16 protein-coding genes are annotated in these 16,873 nt (G+C 37.9%); 12 read left to right on the top strand and 4 right to left on the bottom strand.

What is annotated here, in order from left to right; all coding sequences use genetic code 11:
- Positions 1 to 3 precede the first annotated feature (3 nt).
- From EOV51_RS09455 to EOV51_RS09420, 8 genes are all read left to right on the top strand, one after another.
- The gene (locus EOV51_RS09455) at positions 4 to 2,172 is read left to right on the top strand and encodes a type VI secretion system Vgr family protein (RefSeq protein WP_128152161.1); all 2,169 of its coding nucleotides are present in this window, start codon (positions 4 to 6) and stop codon (positions 2,170 to 2,172) included.
- Between the two features lie 15 nt (positions 2,173 to 2,187).
- Positions 2,188 to 3,444 carry a tetratricopeptide repeat protein gene (locus EOV51_RS09450; RefSeq protein WP_128152159.1) on the top strand — a complete coding sequence of 419 codons (1,257 nt, stop codon included), beginning with the start codon at positions 2,188 to 2,190 and terminating at the stop codon, positions 3,442 to 3,444.
- Between the two features lie 3 nt (positions 3,445 to 3,447).
- Positions 3,448 to 8,445 carry an HNH/ENDO VII family nuclease gene (locus EOV51_RS09445; RefSeq protein ID WP_128152157.1) on the top strand — a complete coding sequence of 1,666 codons (4,998 nt, stop codon included), beginning with the start codon at positions 3,448 to 3,450 and terminating at the stop codon, positions 8,443 to 8,445.
- Positions 8,446 to 8,542: 97 nt separating this feature from the next.
- On the top strand, positions 8,543 to 8,881 hold the full coding sequence (locus EOV51_RS09440) for a hypothetical protein (protein ID WP_128152155.1): 339 nt from the start codon (positions 8,543 to 8,545) through the stop codon (positions 8,879 to 8,881).
- A 309-nt stretch (positions 8,882 to 9,190) separates the two neighbouring features.
- On the top strand, positions 9,191 to 9,964 hold the full coding sequence (locus EOV51_RS09435; RefSeq protein WP_128152153.1) for an RHS repeat domain-containing protein: 774 nt from the start codon (positions 9,191 to 9,193) through the stop codon (positions 9,962 to 9,964).
- A 7-nt stretch (positions 9,965 to 9,971) separates the two neighbouring features.
- The gene (locus tag EOV51_RS09430; protein ID WP_128152151.1) at positions 9,972 to 10,346 is read left to right on the top strand and encodes a hypothetical protein; all 375 of its coding nucleotides are present in this window, start codon (positions 9,972 to 9,974) and stop codon (positions 10,344 to 10,346) included.
- 308 nt (positions 10,347 to 10,654) lie between these two features.
- Positions 10,655 to 11,368, top strand: coding sequence for an RHS repeat-associated core domain-containing protein (locus EOV51_RS14915; RefSeq protein WP_128152149.1), 714 nt, complete (start codon positions 10,655 to 10,657; stop codon positions 11,366 to 11,368).
- Positions 11,369 to 11,375: 7 nt separating this feature from the next.
- Positions 11,376 to 11,759, top strand: a complete 384-nt coding sequence (locus EOV51_RS09420; protein ID WP_128152147.1) for a hypothetical protein — start codon at positions 11,376 to 11,378, stop codon at positions 11,757 to 11,759.
- A 68-nt stretch (positions 11,760 to 11,827) separates the two neighbouring features.
- Here the strand turns inward: EOV51_RS09420 and EOV51_RS09415 are convergent, their stop codons facing one another.
- Positions 11,828 to 12,100: a hypothetical protein gene (locus EOV51_RS09415; protein ID WP_128152145.1), complete on the bottom strand. Its 273-nt coding sequence runs from the start codon at positions 12,098 to 12,100 to the stop codon at positions 11,828 to 11,830.
- Between the two features lie 3 nt (positions 12,101 to 12,103).
- Between EOV51_RS09415 and EOV51_RS14910 the strand changes: the two genes are divergently transcribed.
- Complete coding sequence (locus EOV51_RS14910; RefSeq protein WP_128152143.1) at positions 12,104 to 12,826, top strand: RHS repeat domain-containing protein; 723 nt, start codon at positions 12,104 to 12,106, stop codon at positions 12,824 to 12,826.
- A 4-nt stretch (positions 12,827 to 12,830) separates the two neighbouring features.
- Positions 12,831 to 13,241 carry a hypothetical protein gene (locus EOV51_RS09405; protein WP_128152141.1) on the top strand — a complete coding sequence of 137 codons (411 nt, stop codon included), beginning with the start codon at positions 12,831 to 12,833 and terminating at the stop codon, positions 13,239 to 13,241.
- Positions 13,242 to 13,290: 49 nt separating this feature from the next.
- Here the strand turns inward: EOV51_RS09405 and EOV51_RS09400 are convergent, their stop codons facing one another.
- A complete protein-coding gene (locus EOV51_RS09400) occupies positions 13,291 to 13,563 on the bottom strand; it encodes a hypothetical protein (RefSeq protein WP_128152139.1) in 273 nt (90 codons plus the stop codon).
- Positions 13,564 to 13,566: 3 nt separating this feature from the next.
- Here EOV51_RS09400 and EOV51_RS14850 point away from each other — a divergent pair, with 3 nt between their 5' ends.
- Positions 13,567 to 14,226: an RHS repeat-associated core domain-containing protein gene (locus tag EOV51_RS14850; RefSeq protein ID WP_181951025.1), complete on the top strand. Its 660-nt coding sequence runs from the start codon at positions 13,567 to 13,569 to the stop codon at positions 14,224 to 14,226.
- Between the two features lie 9 nt (positions 14,227 to 14,235).
- Positions 14,236 to 14,679 (top strand): hypothetical protein, encoded by a 444-nt coding sequence (locus tag EOV51_RS09390; RefSeq protein ID WP_128152135.1) that lies wholly within the window; start codon positions 14,236 to 14,238, stop codon positions 14,677 to 14,679.
- A gap of 282 nt (positions 14,680 to 14,961) precedes the next feature.
- Here EOV51_RS09390 and EOV51_RS09385 read toward each other — a convergent pair whose 3' ends face one another.
- Both EOV51_RS09385 and EOV51_RS09380 read right to left on the bottom strand, forming a co-directional pair.
- Positions 14,962 to 15,675, bottom strand: coding sequence for a formyltransferase family protein (locus EOV51_RS09385; protein ID WP_128152133.1), 714 nt, complete (start codon positions 15,673 to 15,675; stop codon positions 14,962 to 14,964).
- Positions 15,676 to 15,695: 20 nt separating this feature from the next.
- A complete protein-coding gene (locus EOV51_RS09380; protein ID WP_128152131.1) occupies positions 15,696 to 16,820 on the bottom strand; it encodes a metallophosphoesterase in 1,125 nt (374 codons plus the stop codon).
- Positions 16,821 to 16,873 lie beyond the last annotated feature (53 nt).

The raw sequence follows: 16,873 nt of genomic DNA, 5'->3' as shown, positions 1-16,873 counted from the left end.
GTTATGAGTCAGATGGACAAAAATTCCTTCCAGGCTCCCAAGGCATCCGAATTGGCCAAAAATGCAGCCGATGCCAGCGGAGTCACCGATAAGGTAAACCAGAAACTTACCGAAGCCACCGCTCCTTTATCCGAAGCCGCCCAACAAGCCCAAGAGGCTTATTCCCAAGCCCAATCCGCCGCTTCGGAAATACAGCAGGGACTTTCCACCCTTAGCCAGAAATATTCCGATATACCCGATAGTGAACTATTCAAACCCTTAAATAACTTTACAGTCACTCCTCCCGAAGTTCTGGAAAAAGAACTCAGAGAAGAAGCTGGTAAATACTATGCCAAATACGGAGGAGACATAGCCTCCCAGCTGCAGAACTCCCATATCGTATATGCAACGATCCAGATAGGCGGGCAGGACGTACTGAAAGACAGCCATTTTACCCTGGATATCCACCAGCGCATGGCCGACCATGATGAATTTATGATCAGCTGTTATGCCGAAGCCTTCGGAGATAAGAATGCCTATCCGATGACTAATTCACGAAACCTGCTGGGGAAAAAATGTACCCTTCAATTTAAGCAGTTCGGACAGTCAGCCTATGTCTTTACCGGAATCATCACCGAAATATCCAATAAAAAAGTAGACGGGCATAACAAGCTCTTTATCCGGGGTCATGCCCCCACCATCCTGCTGGAAAACGGACAGGACTGTGAGAGCTTTGAAGATAAAACACTGGATGCCATTATAAACAAAGCTACCAATGAGTACCCGCAGGATTTGGTAGCCTGGGACCTGCGTCCTAACCTGAAAGACCCGTTAAAATATACCGTACAATACCGCGAGAGCGACTGGAACTTTGTCAAAAGATTAGCGGTACGCTATGGAGAATGGCTGTATTACAACGGACAAAAAATCGTTTTTGGAGGCAGTGGAGGAAAGACCGAAGAACTGGTGGAAGAACAGGATATTTACAGCTATGAGCTGAGTATGCGACTGGTACCCCAGAAGTTTACCTATGTAGGTTACGATGCCAAACAGGCAAAAAACCATACGGTAAACTCGGACAGTGTGCCCATTACCCACCAGCTGGTGAATCCTTTCCAGCAGCATGCCATCAAAGCCTCTGAAGAAGTCTATTCCAAAGTGCCTTTGTCCCTGTATAACCAGTCCTTATTAGAAAAAGGAGAGCCGGAACTCAAAGAGGCGGTAAAAAGACAGAAGCTGAGCCGCCAGAATGTGTTCTTTCTGGAAGCTAAGACCAATAACCCGAACCTGAGACTGGGGGATATTGTGAAGATGAAAGCCTGGATGCCGGGACATGAGATATTCAAAAACGGGGAAGTTCCGCTGGAATCGTATAAAGTCATAGAAATCAGCCACCATCAGGACATTACCGAAGGATATTACAACCAGCTGATAGGCGTACCGATGGACAATGAAGTGCCAGCCTACATGGATGAAAATGCGATACCGGAGTGCGAAGAACAATCCGCCATAGTAACCGATAACAACGATCCGGAGGGAATGAGCCGTATACGGGTACAATTTCCGTGGCAGGAACCTACCCAGGGACAAAGTCCGTGGATACGGGTAACCACTCCGTATGCAGGAAAAGGCAAAGGAATGCACGTGATACCGGAGATAGGTGAAGAAGTTATTGTAAGCTTTGAGAACGGAAATGCAGAGAAACCGGTAGTTATTGGCGCCATGTTTAACGGAGAAGGAAAGAGCGGACACGGAGGCGCAGGAAATTATATGAAAGGGTTACAAACCGCAAGCGGAAGCCATATCATGTTTAATGATAATACAAAATCCGTGGTATTAAAAGATCCTGAAAAAACAACGATGAGCTTTGACGGAAATGGAAACACCTTATTAAATTCTTCGGAAACTATAATACTAAGCTGTGGTTTATCTACTATTGAACTTCGTAAGGACGGAACTATCTTAATCAATGGAAAAGACATAGGAGTTCTTGCTTCTACCAGTATAGCAGCCGGTGTAGGCGAAGGAGAATCGGTAACATCCGGTATTGGAATAGAAGCTACTACCTTAGACGTTGGTACAAAAACACTTACGATGAGCGGAGAAACAGAAGCTAATTTAGGAGCACCTACTGTAAACATAGGGGGGGGAAGTGAAACCAATATTGTCAGTGGAAAAGTAAAGCTTAACTAAAATAATACCTTACGTATGAATTCCGTACAATTGGAGATTCTTAAAATAGATAAACAATGGTATCACGAAGTTAAGAAAAACCCTTCAATTCCCTTGTTTATATGTTTAGGAGAAAAGCATGAGGTAGATTTATTTGATACCTACTTTAAATTTCAGGGCTCAGAAGAAGCTTCTACGCATGATATCTTTTTAGTTCATTACCAGGAATTCCAATCCATGGAAACTTATGGAAGTTTTCTGGCAGAGGAATGGAGAGAAGCTTATGCTGCCTGGGGAGAGCAGGATCATGCAGTTCCAGTATGGGAAGAAGAATGCATACCGGAGGAAAAGCAAAAAAGCGATGCATACCGTGCCGTAAATTCGTTAAAAAATTTATATAAAATATTCCCTGAACTTGATCAGAAGAAAATATTTGTTCACTTAGCACCTTTAAACTTACGTCCTGAATTAGCCGAATCTTTTGGAATATGGATACAGGAATGGTGTAAGCTGGCAGACAAAAATATTAAACTGGTACTAACAGAACATCATACCTACCGGAGTTATAAAAATTTACCTCAAAACAGGAAAGAGTTCCGTGTGGAAATAGATCTGCATAAGCTTATGCAAAATGCGGCAGAACAAACAAATAGAGATAAAGGCAGTACGGAAACAAATTTCCAGCAACAAATACTTCTGGCCAGCAACTATTTAAGCAAAGGAAAAAATAAAGAAGCTTTGACGGCACTGGAAAAAGGAGCAAGAATTGCAAAACAGCAAAAACTAAACGAGGCGGAGGCCACCGCACGATTGATGATGGCTCAGGTACAACATGTTTTGGGAAATACGAATGAAGCTCATGTTCAATATAAAAAAATAATACAGCTTGCAGGTGAAAGCTTTTTAGGTATTCAGATGAATATGAATTATGGAGGATTTCTAATATCCATCTCAGAAAAAAGCAAGGCGGTTGCCTGTTTTGAAAAAGCCCTAGAGATTGCAGAAAAACAGAACAATAGTTTTGTACAAATAGAATGTTACCGAATGATCGGTCAGTTAAAGGAAAGTAAGCTCAATTCAGAATCTGTGCCTTACTATGAAAAATGCTTAGAAATAGGCAGAATGCTACCAGATGAAACTTTAAAAGAAAGTTCCATACCCTATACAGCAACACTTTTACTGAAAAAATACGGAGAAAATCGTCAAGCCCGTCAATTAGAACAGGAAATGAAAACTCTTTTGGGAGATGATTGGAAACGTCTGGCGAAAACTCCGGAGATAATTAATAATTAATTTATGGACAGCAAATCAAACTCTATACATAAAATAAAGGCTACCAAGCCCAATATGGATGCACAAGATGTTGCGGCAAAATATAATGCAGGAGAAATTCCCTCCGGTAAAAATAATCCGGTGGCTTCCGCCCCGTCTAACAATCCGGTAAAAATTAAGGCACAGGCACCTGATGTATCAGCTGCAAACCAAAGTGTGACAGACAGGATAAGTTCCAGTTCCGTAAATGCAGATTTTAAAGGATATGCGGAGCAGGCTTTTTCCAAAGACAATGCACTGGCTATTTTGGATAATACAGTAAATACAGCTAGTGACATGGTTAATGACCCGTTAAAATTTTTATCCGGGCCTGAAAATGAAAATGCAGAGGTAAAAGAAGCCGGACCTATGGAAAAAGAAGAAACCGAACCTTGCGAAACCAATCCGGTAAAAGTAAAAGCCACTAAATATAAATTAGTCAGCACCGCACGGCAGCATGTAAGCAAACATTTTGATATTGTTTTAGGTATAGATCTTCACTGGACGGTTACTCCTCTGAACTGGATACCGCTGCCCCTGCCACATCCTTTTATCGGTATCGTTATAGATCCTATGGACTATATTCATTTTAATATTCCGGTACCTCAATTTTTACAGGATAAATTTTCCCTGCCGGCAAATATCCCCATGGGAGGCTCTATTTACGTACACGGACGGCATAAAGCCACCACGACCACCTCTGTGGCGGGAGTGGTACTTCCGTTCAGGCATGTTACGGAACTGATTCCCGTATACCAGATTGTTAACAAGCCGGGAGCTCCGCATGACGGAGAAGTATATTGGGGCTCACCTACAGTATTAGGACAAGGTTCAGAAATGAGCGGTTCAGACCCTCAGCAGGTACTTACCTGCTGGTGTCCCCCGATGGGACTGCGTTGGTTACCAACGGCTCCCAATAAACCGACTAAAAATCCGCTGGCGTTTATGTCTTTTTATAGCGATAAACTAAGTATGTACGTACAGATAAATACAGGAAATCCTGTGTTGGTAGGCGGGCAGTTTAAACCACACAAATATACGGCAACTGAAATGCTGATGCGTTTTGCAGCTATGGCTTTAATGAAAAGCTTAACTTTTCTTACCAAAATGGGGCTTAAAAAGTTTAATCATTTACTACAAGGGAAATTCGGGGCTAAAAACCCTATTTCCAGAGCTTTATGTAAATTAGGACTGGAACCTGTAAATTTTGTAACCGGAGCCATGAGTTTTGAATGGGAAGACTTTGAACTCTTAGGTTCTACTTCTTTCAAGTGGTCTAATATATGGGAAAGTGATACTACCTATTCCGGAATGTTAGGAAATGGAGTTTCTAATAGCTACGATCTTTTTATTATACCTCAGGAACAGGAAAATGTAGTGGCTTTTCACCACCCGGGTGAAAACCAGACCATTCCCATTCCTTATATAGAACCGGGCGCTGATTTTGAATATTACCGTGCCTGGAAACTATGGCAAAAAAGGCCTCATGAAAATTGCTGGATCATAAAGCTTAATGGTAACACCTATACCTATAAGGCATTTTTTAATCCGGAATTCGGAAAAATATTCAGAGTAGAAACGATAGAATATGCAGATGGAGGAGTAGTAAGGTTCCGTTACGATCCGAGAGGAAATGTACTTTCCGAAATTACTGACCGGGCAGGAAGAAAACTTTTATTCAGCCATAATTCCGAAGGAAACCGCATAACTTCCGTAAAAATGCACTATAAAGATAGGGATGAAATCTTAGTGCGTTATGAATACGATACCCGTGGAAATCTTATCAAAGTGATTGATCCGGCAGAGAAAAGCATAGACTTTCATTACGATTCACACAACCGAGTAGTACGAAGAAAAAACCGGAACGGTATGGAATATTCTTGGGAATATGATAAAGAAGGCCGAGTGGTCTATACCTCCGGAAAAAACGGATTTCAGGAAGGTCGCATTCAGTATTTCCCGGAAGAAGGATACAATGAAGTATACTATACCCAAAAAGAAGGAAAGGTGGAACGCTACTATTACGATGAAGAAAACAGGGTTTATAAAGAACAAAATGCTCTGGGAGGAGAAACCTGGTACGACTATACCAAGTATAATGAACGCACTATGGTAGCCAGTCCCGAAGGAAAGGTGGCAGGCTATGCATATGACGAACTGGGAAATATAAAAACCTATCAGACACCTGACGGTGAGCAGTTTATTTATAAATACGACCATGCCAACCGCCTGGTATATCGCAAAGAACCTTCCGGACTCAATGAGACCTGGGAATATGATGAGGAGGGGCGTTTATCTCAGTGGAAACGTTTAGATGAGAGTTTAGTAGATTATTTCTATGAACAGGACCAGAAACAGCCATCTTTTTCACGTGACAGCAGCGGGCTGGAAACCCATTGGGAATATAACGACTTCGGGCAGGTGATTACCGTATACAATAACCGCGGTTCCCGACAAGAATTCCGGTACGACTCTTTCGGGAGGCTGGTATCCCAGAACCGTGAAAACGAAGCCCCTACCGTATGGAAGCGCGACCGCATGGGGCGGGTACGCGAGTTTACTACCAGCGGACAAAAACCCTTACGCATCCAATACGATGCTTATGACCTTCCGGTAAATGTGAGTAACGGTTCTGAAGAATGGTTTATGGAATATACCCCTATGGGGAGCTTGAAAAAACAATCCCGCCGAAGTGCCAAAACACTCGAGGCTCTATCTACCCTCAAGTATGATTACAATGCCTACGAACAGCTTTACCGGATTATCAATGAAAAACAAGAAGAATATACCTTTACCCGCGATTTGAACGATCAGGTTATTCAGGAACGCGACTTTGACGGGCAAAAGAAAGAATTTATACGAAACAGAGACGGAGAAATTATCCGGACCCTTTTGCCCGGAGGACGGGATATTATCCATGAGTATGATGCTGCCGGCCGGCTTACCTATAACCGATATACCAGCGGATTCTGGGAATCTTTTGAATACGATAAAACCGGACTTCTGGTAAAGGCAGACAATCTGATGAGCGAAACCGAGTTTATCCGCAATCCGTTTGGGCAGATTGTTCAGGAAAAACAAGGCGAGCATTTGCTCAACTATATTTACGATGAAATGGGAAGGCTTACCACCCTGAAAAGCTCCTTAGGGGCCGAGGTAGATTATAGCTATGGGGCGGATGGAAACTCTCTGGCCGTATCGGCCTCAACCGAAGAAACCCGCCAGCATCCGTTTTCTCCTTTCTGGAAATCCGAAATCCATTGGGCCCAGGACAGCAAGCAGGTACGTCGTACCCTGCCCGGAAACATGGAATCGCTCATGGAATATGATGAGCTGGGAAGACCTGTAAGCCAAAAAGTATCCGTTGATAACCGTACCACAACCCTGCATAGCGAAAACCGCTGGAAAGAGAACTTTAAACTGGCAGAGACCCTGAACCGTTTAACGGGAGGAAGCGTACGCTACGATTACGATGCCTTCGGAAGCCTTGCTGCCGCCCGATACGAAGACGGAACCACCGAATATAAAAATCCGGATGAAACCGGAAACCTGTATAATTCCACCAACCGGAAAGACCGAACCTACAATAGAGGCGGAAAGCTCCTCAAAGATAAAGACTGGTATTACCACTACAACGAACAGGGCAACCTTCGTCTCAAAAGTCATTCTTCCCCTTCTTTTACTGACGGAAACAGCGGAAAGACAGGCTCCCGGTTCCTGGTGGATGAACCCAGTCAGAAAAGTGAGTTTACTTCCCGGTTTTTATTACCCGACGGAGAAATCTATTCTAATTCCTATGACCAGAAAGCTGAAATACGCAAGTATAGCAAATGGGAATTGAAAGCCTACGACAAATTACGAAACCAACAGGAGGCGGAAGAAAAAAAGAACCGGCAGAAAACTGCACCGGCTGAGTGGCAGCCCGGAGACTGGGAATATCTCTGGTACTCCAACGGAATGCTCCGGCAGGTGAAAAAGCCCGATGCCAGCCTGGTTCGTTTTGAATACGATGCCCTGGGCAGGCGTACGGCAAAAATTGTAGAAGATAAAACTTCGGGAAATAAAATATTTCGTTATATTTGGGAGGGAAATGTTCTCTTACATGAATGGAGCTATGCACTGGAAGAACGTCCTAAACTGGTATCCCATGAAGACGGCACTATAGGCTATGACCGGGAAGAGCCGGTGGAAGACGTAACCACCTGGATATACGAACGGGGAAGTTTTACCCCTTGTGCCAAGCTGGTAGGCAAAGAGAAGTATTCCATAGTCAGTGATTATTTGGGCCGACCGTTACAAGCTTATGATGCACAGGGCGGAAAAGTATGGGAAGCAGTCTATGATATTTATGGAGGTCTTAGAAATATAGAAGGAGGAAAAGGATTTATTCCGTTTAGACAGGCAGGTCAGTATGAAGATGTAGAAACTGGCTTATATTATAACCGTTTTCGTTACTACTCTCCTCAAACCGGCGCCTACCTCTCCAAAGACCCTATTGGACTTGCCGGGGATAACCCGAACGCGTATGCGTATACGTATGACTCGAACACGGAGTTAGATCCGTTGGGGTTGGATATTTTTAATCCTATTGATTGGACAGCACCTAGTAATGGAACAGGATATACATATAAAGTATACCAACAAAATATTGATTGGGATATGGTTGATCCTAAAACAGGGCTAACAAATCTAGAGTTAGCTACAAAAGGTAATGCTCCAATTGGGGTAGATGGTAAGCCTATAAATCTTCATCATTCTAAACAGCAGGCACATGGCCCATTATTTGAAATTTCCCAGACGCCACATCAGACATACGGAAATACAAATGCTCTACATCCTTATAGAGTAACTCCTAATCCTGATGGAACTAAATACAATCCATATGATCCTGTGAATAGAAAAAATTTCGGGAAAGATCGAAAACAATATTGGAAAGATCGAGCTAAAGCTGAATTAGAAGCAAGAAAAATTAAATATAAATAAATGCTTACTTATGTTAAATAATAAAATAAAGAATTATCTAAAAGATAATGAGGAAATAAAGTTACTACCAGAATATCAAGAAAAATTCAAAAATATATTGATAAATTATGGTATTGATGAACAATCTGCATTCTGTGAATTAATGTCAAATTATTCAGGAGAATTTTCAGGTTCTGAGGGAACAATAATGAATGTAGCTAATGATCTATCATATGGTAATGATAGTTATGAATTTTCATTACATGAGAAAGGATTACCTAAAAAATATTTACAACTATTAACCTCTGAATATGATGATTACCTATTATATAATATAGAAAATGATTCTGTCATTTTAATTTTAGGAGCGAATGATATTAAGTTACAACATGGAGAATTTGATAAAGAATGGGATAGTTTTAATGATTTTTTAGAAGATTTTTTCGAAATAGAATAACAAAAAGCCAACTCAATGAGTTGGCTTTATTGTTCATTCAACTTTTCAGCTTATCTAAGAGTTCGAGTTCATCTTCGGGGATAAGAGAGCGTAGGAGTTGGAGGATGTTGTAAAGATCTGGTTGTGTTCCGTGTAATTCGGGAACGAGATTTCTGCAAGTAAAGCGGTTTGAGTAATCTTACAGAGAGATTTAAGAGTAAAACCTAAATTCTCGTAATCGGGAATGGTTTTAAGTTTTTTAAAATCATAAATAAGATAAATTTTATATCTTTGAATTATAAATAAATTGTTTTTTGAAATAATCATTATTTGGGCAGGTCGGTACAAGCCTATGATGCACAGGGCGGAAAAGTATGGGAAGCAGTCTATGATATTTATGGAGGTCTTAGAAATATAGAAGGAGGAAAAGGATTTATTCCGTTTAGACAAGCAGGTCAGTATGAAGATAATGAAACCGGGTTATATTATAACCGTTTCCGTTACTACTCTCCTCAAACCGGTTCCTACCTATCCAAAGACCCCATTGGGCTACTTAGAAACAACCCGAATGCGTATGCGTACACGTACGATAGCAATGTAGAAATTGATCTTTTTGGACTTAGCAAAAGTGAATATACACCAAATGCTTGGAATGAATTTCAAAAAGATCATAAAGGCACTTTTGATTCTACTAAAAAAGCATCTGAAGCATATAATGATTTAAAAGCTAATAAAAGTCCATGGCCTTATGGTTATGCACCAAAAGATGATGTTTTAAAACCTGGTGAAAAAATAAGAATGGCTATGAGTGAAGGTCAGCCAATAGATAGACCAGGGGGATGGGCGACAAAAGATGAAATACCTGATGTTAAAACGGTTAGGGAAAAATTAGCTGTAACTAAAGAATTTAAAGAAAAAGTATCTTATGTACAGGAATATGAAGTTATCAAAGAGATTCCTGTAAAAACAGGTCCTGTAGGTCCACAAATTGACGGAGTAACAGGAGAATATCTTAAAGGGGGAGGTAATCAAATTCAAATGAATGTACCACCTCCAGAAAGAATGGATTACTTAAAACCGACTAAAACAACAGACATAAAGTAAAAATAAGATGATTCAAGATTTTAAAATAGATATTTCTAAGAAATTAATATCATGGAAAAATAATAATAAGGATATTACTATAGATTTTAATTCCAAAGTTTTTCAAGCAATTGAAATTAAATTTTTAGATCAAGTATTAATCATTGCAGATTATAGAGAGGTAGGTGAAAAAAACATGTTTATATATGACAGCATGGGCAAATGTATTTCTAATCCAGATGTTTCAAAAGAGCAATATTATGGATTTTATTCTATTTGGTATATTGAAGGTAATATTGAACAAGATGTTATTTTAATATCTAAATCAGATGTTAATTATGAAGTAAAATGCAAATTAAACTTAGAAAGTTACATTTTAACGAACTTTTCTTTAACAAAATAAAAGAAAAAGCCAACTCAATGAGTTGGCTTTTTTGTTTTAAGAGTTCAGCGTATCGAGGAGTTCCAGTTCGTCCTCGGGAATAAGAGAGCGCAGGAGTTGTAGGATGTTGTAAAGATCTGGTTGTGTTCCGTATAATTAGGAAACGATAGTTCCGCTAAAAGTGCCGTTTGCGTAATTTTACAGAGATATGTAAGAGTAAAGCCTAAATTCTCGTAATCGGGAATGGTTTTAAGTTTTTTAAAATCATAAATAAGATAAATTTTATATCTTTGAATGATAAATAAATTGTTTTTTGAAATAATCATTATTTGGGCCGATCGGTACAGGCATACAACGGACAAGGCAAATGCACCTGTGAAGCAGGCTATGATATTTATGGAGGTCTTAGAAATATAGAAGGGGGAAAAGGATTTATTCCGTTTAGACAAGCAGGTCAGTATGAAGATAATGAAACCGGGTTATATTATAACCGTTTCCGGTACTACTCCCCTCAAACCGGTTCCTACCTATCCAAAGACCCTATCGGGCTGGATGGAAATAACCCGAATACTTATGCGTATGTGCATGATTCTAATATGGAATCGGATCCATCAGGTTTGAGTAGAATTCCAATGGATGATGCGCTAACAGAGTTAGCAAAATCTTCTCCTATTTCCATACCTTCGGATGCAAGAGTTCAAGTAAAGCCAAAAGCAGGTGGATATGATCAAGTTAGTTATAAATGGAAAGGAGCAGATGGTAATTATGAAGCAAGATGGCATACAGCTACTCCTAATGCGCCAAAAGGAACCCCTCCGAATTGGAGAGTATCTAAAAAAATACCAGGAAATGGAGGTATACAACCTATAAATTTAGAAATGATTAAAGGAAATAATGGTGTTGAGTGGGCATCAGCTAAATCTTTTAAAGAAGCTTCGGATAGATGGAGACTAGGCACAGCTACTGATGCAGATAAAGATTTACTTAAGCGAGGTCATTTTGATGCTGAGGGAACTCATTTTGATATGTCTAAATATAACTAATCAAAATATGAAAAAGGATTATTTAAGCGATTTTCTTCCTGAAAAAGGATATGTATATTTTTATGGGATTAGACCTAAAGACAAAGATATTTTAGATGTAGAAAACACATTTTCTATGTATAGTGGATATTTTAGTGATTTCTTTAATGTTATTTTTAATAAATATGGGTATGATGAAATGCCTATAGAATTTCAAATGTATTTTAATGCAGAAGATTATGAAGATAATATTGACGAAAGTATAAAAATAGATGTTAAAAAGACATTGTTTGCCTTAGAAAACATTTCAAATAGTAAATTAAGCTTATCTGATGCTAATAATTGTTTAGATGATTTGATCAACTTTATGAAAGAGCATATAAATGAGCAATTTAGAATTACAGAAGTTTAAAAAATATTACATTTTTAAGGTCCGCATATAATAAAAAAGCCAACTCAAATGAGTTGGCTTTTTTGTTTTCAACTGTTCAGCTTATCCAACAATTCGAGTTCATCCTCAGGGATAAGAGAGCGTAGGAGTTGCAGGATGTTGTACACGTCCCATTTATCATGTTCCGTATAATTAGGGAACGATAGTTCTGCTAAAAGGGCTGTTTGAGTAATTTTACAAAGAGATTTAAGGGTAAAACCTAAATTCTCGTAATCGGGAATGGTTTTAAGTTTTTTAAAATCATAAATAAGATAAATTTTATATCTTTGAATGATAAATAAATTGTTTTTTGAAATAATCATTATTTGGGCCGACCGGTACAAGCCTATGATGCACAGGGCGGAAAAGTATGGGAAGCAGTCTATGATATTTATGGAGGTCTTAGAAATATAGAAGGAGGAAAAGGATTTATTCCGTTTAGACAAGCAGGTCAGTATGAAGATAATGAAACCGGGTTATATTATAACCGTTTCCGGTACTACTCCCCTCAAACCGGTTCCTACCTCTCCAAAGATCCCATCGGGCTAGAAGGGAATAATCCGAATAGTTATGCCTATGTGTATGATTCTAATATGGAGGTCGATGTGTTTGGATTGAGTATTATGGATGATTCTGAATGGTTATCTAAAGTTTCTGCCCCGAATGAGGGAAGACATAAATATTCTAGAATAAAACAAGGAGGTGTTACTAAGGCTAAAAATACTGTTATTCTTCCCGATATAGATATAAAAGCTGATGTTGAAGGTATTAGAAAAGGACAAGCTACTAGAGTTGGTGAAACTTTTGAAATAAATAACCGTATTTACGGAGCTCATGCTGATACAGGGCGGTTATATCCTATTTCAGGGGATGGTTTTGTTACCTTAGATAGTACAACATATAAAGCATTAGGCGTATATCGAAAATTAGGTGAAAAACTTCCTGAAACAAAATTAAACGAAATTTTAAATAATATGGGGGTTAGTCCAGAACAAAAACAACAGGCTTTTGATTTATGGAAAACCAATGAACCTAAAATATATAAGTAAAAGAATGACAGATATATTGTTACAAAATAATTTTACTACAAATTTTTTACGAGAATCATTTGCAAAATTATTTAATATCAAATATAATGAAATTGATATACAAGATTTTGATTTTTTGGATGGAAATAATAATTTAAAATTGAAAATTTTTGGTTTTGTTAATTTAGTTAAGGGAGATTTTTCTATGCAGCTAACATATAATATTTTAGATAAATCTATTGAATATAATGAGATTGATTTTTTGAAAAATTTAAGTTTAGAATTAAATACAGATATTCTTATTTCTGACAATTCTAATATTGACCCATATTATTCCATCCTTATAACAAAAAATAATGAAATTAAAAAGGTCTCAATGGATGAAAAAGATGTAGGTGATTTTATATCATATCATATTATAAAAATAATAGATTAAAGTAGAAAACCAAAAGGCTGTCTTAAATGACAGCCTTTTGGTTTTTCTTTCAGCTATTCAATTTATCCAACAATTCGAGTTCATCCTCAGGGATAAGAGAGCGCAAGAGTTTCAGGATATTGTAAAGATCCCATTGGTTGTGTTCCGTATAATTAGGAAACGATAGTTCCGCTAAAAGTGCCGTTTGCGTAATTTTACAGAGATATGTAAGAGTAAAGCCTAAATTCTCGTAATCGGGAATGGTTTTAAGTTTTTCAAAATCATAAATAAGATAAATTTTATATCTTTGAATGATAAATAAATTGTTTTTTGAAATAATCATTATCTGGGCCGATCAGTACAGGCATACAACGGACAAGGCAAATGCACCTGTGAAGCAGGCTATGATATTTATGGAGGTCTTAGAAATATAGAAGGAGGAAAAGGATTTATTCCGTTTAGACAGGCAGGTCAGTATGAAGATGTAGAAATCGGCTTATATTATAACCGTTTCCGTTACTATAACCCTCAAACCGGCTTATACCTCTCTAAAGACCCTATCGGACTCGCCGGAAATAACCCGAATTTGTATGCATATGTTGATGATAGTAATGTAGAAATGGATCCATTTGGGTTAAGCTTAATTAATGGTATTCCTCAAAACCCAGGTGTAGTCAGAAGATTTATGTCCAAGTCTGAATATAAAAAATTTAAAAAAAATGGTTTTAAATTTGATCCAAATGATTCAAGAGGAGGAATTAGCGTAACATCCACTAAAGTTGATCCTAAAAATCCAGATGGAATAAAGAGAAGCACGGGAGCTTTAGGAGCTGATTATTATGTAGATATTAATACAACTGGTAAAAATGTAGAATTAAAAGGAAAAACAAAAGGAGGTGTTATGGATTGGAAAATTAAAGATGATGTTAAGGTAGATGTCTACGACAATAAAGGTAAATTAGTAGAAAAGGGAGATATTGTTGGATCAGGAAAAGTATATAAATAAATGATAAACATGAATATTAAAAAATTTAATTCTATAGACATAAATAATTTTTTTTTACCTGATGAATATTCTATAAAATCTGATTTTAATTATGGTGAAATAGATGGATATGCAAAAATAATTGGGTATCAAATTATCTTTTTTTTTGTAGAAAATATTGAAGCTTTATGTATTGAGGATGTAGTTGATGTTCCTATATTATTAAATAAATCTAACGAAATACTTGAATATTTATCTATTGAACAAAAAATAGGTGATAAATTTTTTTATTCAGAATATTTAAATAACGAGTATCAGTATAAAGACTCAATTTTAGATAATATTACTAGATATTATTATTTAAGGAATAAGTTTCTAATTATTATAGGTATTAATAAAAACTCAATTTTAGAATCAGTTGAAATTATAAAAAATGAGATAATTATTAAAGACAGGATTGAGTCTTTAATTTAAACCTAATATTTATAATTTAGTAAAATAACCAAAAGCCAACCCTAGAGTTGGCTTTTTTCTTTTTTTAAGTGTTCAGTTTATCTAAGAGTTCCAGTTCATCCTCGGGGATAAGAGAGCGTAGGAGTTGCAGGATATTGTAAAGATCCCATTGGTTGTGTTCCGTATAATTAGGAAACGATAGTTCCGCTAAAAGTGCCGTTTGCGTAATTTTACAGAGATATGTAAGAGTAAAGCCTAAATTCTCTTAATAGGGACTATTTATAATTTTAAGCCCCATAAATCTTATAGGCTTTCACCCTTGGCAAATATTTTTTTATACTCTTCAAAACGAGTATATAATTCCTGTTCTTTTTCTTTAGGCATTCGCCGATGAGATTCTCCAAAATCTGTGGATAAAGCCACGGGTTCCGTAAGTGTCGGAATAATTTCAACAGAATCTACCAAAAGCTGCATTTCCATATTCCAAAGTCTGAAACACATCGTATGGAAAGTATCCTGTAAAGACAATTCCAGCTTTTGCTGAATAATCAGAAAACCTGCATCTGCTTCCTTGTTTACCCAATGAACGGTAACACCCAGCGGAAGTTTTTCATACACCGCCCATTTTACCGCATCCAGCCCGCGCACGTAGGGAAGATACCCCGGGTGTGAATTTATAATCCGGAAATCAGTGACTATGTTTTCGGGCAGCAGCCCTGCCCCGGCAATTAAAATAGCCTCATAAGACTCGGAATAAAAGGCCGAAGCCATAGACTCCAGCGTGGCTCGTATATATCGATACTGTAAATGATGGCTTAATTCCTCATTATCCAAAGCAAGCAAAAGCTCCGCAGGACGGTGAACCACCAACGGCTGCAAAGGCTTCCTGTAGACAAAAGGCAAGGCATAAACATCTACCTGTGAATATCCTTTACCTTTTAAACGCAATAAAACTTCCTGGGTTTTACGAGTTGGATAATCGTAGGAAATAACTGCGATTCTTTGTTTTTTATTCATAGCGATTACAAAAATACGATCTAAGCTTCATTTTTGGAACTAAACTCTATAACCACATATTCCGACTGGGTTCCTATCCGGTATCTTCCTCCCCAGATGCCGATTCCGGAGCTCACATAAATATGAGTATTCCTCTTTTTAAGATAACCGTGAGAATCTTCGTATATAGCATCTGCAATTAACGATAAGGGCCATACCTGCCCCCGGTGGGTATGTCCGGAAAGTTGAAGGTCTATTCCGTTTTCCTGTGCCTCTTCCAGATGATACGGCTGATGATCCAATAGTATTACCGGTTTACTTCTGTCCAGTCCTTCACAAAGTTCGGATAAACTTTTACGGGCCGGATTCGTTCGATCATCTCTCCCCACAATATAAAAACGTTGGTTTACCAGAACCGAGGAATCCCTGAGCAACTGAATGCCGGTTTTATTAATAAATGAGATACTTTCTCCGATATTGCTTAAATACTCGTGATTCCCCAGGCAGGCATAGGTACCCAGTGGTGCTTTAATTTCTTTAAAATACTTTTCCAGATGATAATAATTCAACGGCCGGACACTGTTATCTATAATATCTCCGGCAATAAGAAGAAGATCAGGCTTCTCCTCATTAATTTTTCTAATCCATTCTTTAAGTTCTTTTTTGCGGATGGCAAACCCGAGATGCAAATCGCTAATCATCACTATCTTCAGCGGAGTATCCAATTTCTTGGAGGTCTTTATTTTCAGTTTGATGCGACGCTTCTGCAAATAATTCAAATGTCCGTATATTCCAATGAATAGCAGCAGAACTAATACGATCTTCACTCCTGTTTCCTCAATTAAAAAGCTTGAAGGAAGGATTTGTAACTGCCGAATGCCATACACTACAATATCCAACAGGAAAAACAGCAAAAATGAATATACTAAAATAATCATCCAGCCCGTAGATATTTTATATAAAAGGGTTGCCGGGTAAACGGGTAATTTTTTGACAAATAGAAAAAACACGATAAATGAAGTAGGAAGAAACAAATACAGAAGAAAAAATACATTTTTCACCCAACCTGAGGAATATTCAATTAAAATATTTATGTGTCTGAAAACGTAATAATTAGCTAAAAAGTAAATAAAAATAATGGCAGCAAATGTAAATATTCTTTTCATAAGAAGAAATAACTATTTTTAATTAAAAACGAAAACCAGTATACAAAAGTATC

This window comes from Apibacter raozihei (genome assembly GCF_004014855.1).
GTDB lineage: Bacteria > Bacteroidota > Bacteroidia > Flavobacteriales > Weeksellaceae > Apibacter > Apibacter raozihei.
Note: the sequence above shows the minus strand (reverse complement) of the source record. Positions and strands in the feature narration are given on the sequence as shown.